The following is a 2,579-nucleotide window of genomic DNA, read 5'->3' on the forward strand; positions in this document are numbered from 1 at the left end:
AGTCCCCCCGGCGCCTTGGGTTCCGTTCTTGCCGCCGTTCAGGTTTAGCGCCTTGCCGGCGGCACCACCACCACCACAACCACCAGCGGCAAAGCGAAAACCCCCGCCCAACAAAGCCCCCTGGCCCAATTCACCATCCTGTGCCGCCGCTACCTCGCCGTCATCGCCGCCGACCGCCAATACGCCCTATTCCTGCTCGCCCTCCCCCTGCTCCTAAGCCTGTTCACCTACGCCGTCCCCGGCGACGCCGGCCTCTCCCTGGCCAACGCCATCAGCCAGCAATCCAAACAACCCACCCAATTGCTGGTGCTGCTCATCATCGGCGGAGCCCTGATGGGGTGTGCGACCTCCATCCGCGAGATCGTGAAGGAACAGGCCATCTACCGACGCGAGCACGGCATCGGCCTATCCGGCAGCGCCTACCTCGCCTCCAAACTCGCCGTGCTGGGCGCCATCACCGGCTTGCAGGGACTGATCGTCGGATTCCTCGGCGTTGCATTCCTACCGCTGCCCGACGATTCGTTGCTGCTGCACTCCGGCAACCCCCAGCTGCTGCGCTGGGTGGGCCTGGCCGAGGTGACGGCGGCCATCATCGCCGTCACCGTGGTCTCGATGATCCTGGGCCTGCTGATCTCTGCGTTGATCGGCAACGCCGACCGCGGCATGCCGCTGCTGGTGCTGGTGGTGATGGCCCAACTTGTGTTGTGCGGCGGGCTGTTTGCCGTGCGAGACCGGGTTCCGCTCGAGCAACTGGCCTGGCTGCCCCCGTCCCGCTGGGCCTACGCCATGGCCGGGTCGTCCCTCGGGGTGAACTACATCCGCATCACCGACACCGACCCGCTCTGGGATCACGATCCAGCCCGTTATCTGACCGCGTTGGGCATGTGCGTGGCGCTCGGCGTCGTGATGGTGATCCTGCTGGCGATCCGGCTCAAGCGGCTCGACCCGCAACGTCGGGCGCGCCGGTAAGCGGCGGTAGATGGTGCCGAGGCCGCTTTGCTGCTGCCGACGAGAGTGACTGCGGCCCCCGCGGCCTCGGATGACAAGACCCTAGTCAAGGCCATATCGGTCGGTCTACGCTAAGCGCCAGCCTGTGGTGCTGGCTTGTCATGAGTTTGCCCTACGGCAACGTGCCTCGACGAAGGAGATGTTGATGAAACTGAAACTCTGGCGCCGCGCCGGCGTTGTGACCGCCGCGATGGTTGTGTCGATGGCTTTCCTGGTGAGCGGTTGCGGCTCGAAGCCCAACGCATCCAACGGGGGATCGAGCTCCGGAGCGAATGTGGATGCCGCCAGCACGGTCAAACAGGCCGCCGACGCCATGCGCAAAGTCACCGGGATGCACGTCAGCTTGACCGTGCAGGGCGCGGTGCCCAACCTTGCCGTGACCAAACTCGATGGCGACGTCTCCAGCACTCCGCAGACAGCCGCCACCGGGACCGCCACCCTGATTGTCGGCAAGGACCCCGTCGACTCCAAGTTCGTCTTCGTCGACGGCCATCTGTACTCCGACCTTGCCGAGTCCGGCAAGTTCACCGACTACGGCAACGGCGCGTCGATCTATGACGTCTCGACGCTGCTCGACCCGGACCGTGGCCTGGCCAATGTGCTGGCCCACCTGCAGAACCCGAAGGTGGCGGGCAACGAACAGGTCAACGGCATCGCGACCACCAAGATCACGGGGACGTCGTCCACCGACGATGTCGCCACACTTGCCGGATCCCGCCTCAGCCCGAAGGACGCACCGCCCACCCCGACCACCGTCTGGATTGCGTCGGACGGCTCCAACCACCTGGTCAAGATCGAGATCGTGCCGGTTGAGAACGGCACCGTGACGATGACCATGTCGGACTGGGGCAAACAGGTCACCGCCACCAAGCCCGCCTAGCCACCATCCGATGGCCCCGACAAAGCGCTCGCCCGATGACCGACCTGGGAAAGGAAACCTCATGGCATTGACGGCTTTTCAACGACGTGCCGCGGTCGCCGTGGCGAACATTGTCCTGGTCGGTTCGACGACCATCGTACTTGCCCCGGCGGTACACGCCGACACCTACTGGGGCGCGATCGCGCACTCCAGAGACGGCAAGGTGTACGGACGCACCAAGAACGCCCCGTCCAAGGCTGCGGCCGAGAGCGCGGCGATGGGCGCGTGCGGCTACTCCGACTGCAAATTGCTGGTCACGTTCAAGGAGTGTGGCGCGATCGCCCAGAACAACAACCCCGACTACGCGGGTGGTTACGGGCCCACGCTCGCCGCGGCGCAAGCCGACGCCCTGAAAACCCTCGGTACGCCTGGATGGATCGGAACCTGGTACTGCAACGGCTAGGCCCGGCGGGGTGCTTCCGTCTGCTGCTCCTGCCCTGAAACCCCTGCAGCAGAACATCATCAGCGATCGTTTGCGCTGAGGCAAAGGCTTCAGAAAGCTAGGCTGACGCAGCGGAGGCTATGGATGGACGACCGGACCGACACGATAACGACCGAGGTACCGCGGTTGGAGGTGCGCGGGGGTGGCCGGACGTGGCGGGTGACGCCGGATCGGGTGTGGCGGTTGGGGCGTTCCAGTGAGGTGGATATC

3 protein-coding genes and 1 pseudogene are annotated in these 2,579 nt (G+C 65.4%); 3 read left to right on the top strand and 1 reads right to left on the bottom strand.

Annotated elements, in window-relative coordinates:
* Positions 1 to 180 (bottom strand): annotated as a pseudogene (locus A9X01_RS30915) (GTP-binding protein); the annotation flags it as partial.
* Here A9X01_RS30915 and A9X01_RS21955 point away from each other — a divergent pair.
* The 3 genes from A9X01_RS21955 (at position 163) to A9X01_RS21965 (ending at position 2,330) form a co-directional block, all read left to right on the top strand.
* Positions 163 to 969, top strand: a complete 807-nt coding sequence (locus A9X01_RS21955; RefSeq protein WP_253849288.1) for an ABC transporter permease — start codon at positions 163 to 165, stop codon at positions 967 to 969. The pseudogene A9X01_RS30915 and the gene A9X01_RS21955 sit on opposite strands and share 18 nt — an antisense overlap.
* Before the next feature lie 184 nt (positions 970 to 1,153).
* Positions 1,154 to 1,888, top strand: coding sequence for an LppX_LprAFG lipoprotein (locus tag A9X01_RS21960; protein ID WP_155772216.1), 735 nt, complete (start codon positions 1,154 to 1,156; stop codon positions 1,886 to 1,888).
* 61 nt (positions 1,889 to 1,949) lie between these two features.
* Entirely contained in the window at positions 1,950 to 2,330 is a 381-nt protein-coding gene (locus tag A9X01_RS21965; protein WP_036366310.1) for a DUF4189 domain-containing protein, read from the top strand.
* Positions 2,331 to 2,579: the final 249 nt, after the last annotated feature.

Origin of the sequence: Mycobacterium asiaticum, from assembly GCF_001668675.1 — a bacterium.
GTDB lineage: Bacteria > Actinomycetota > Actinomycetes > Mycobacteriales > Mycobacteriaceae > Mycobacterium > Mycobacterium asiaticum_D.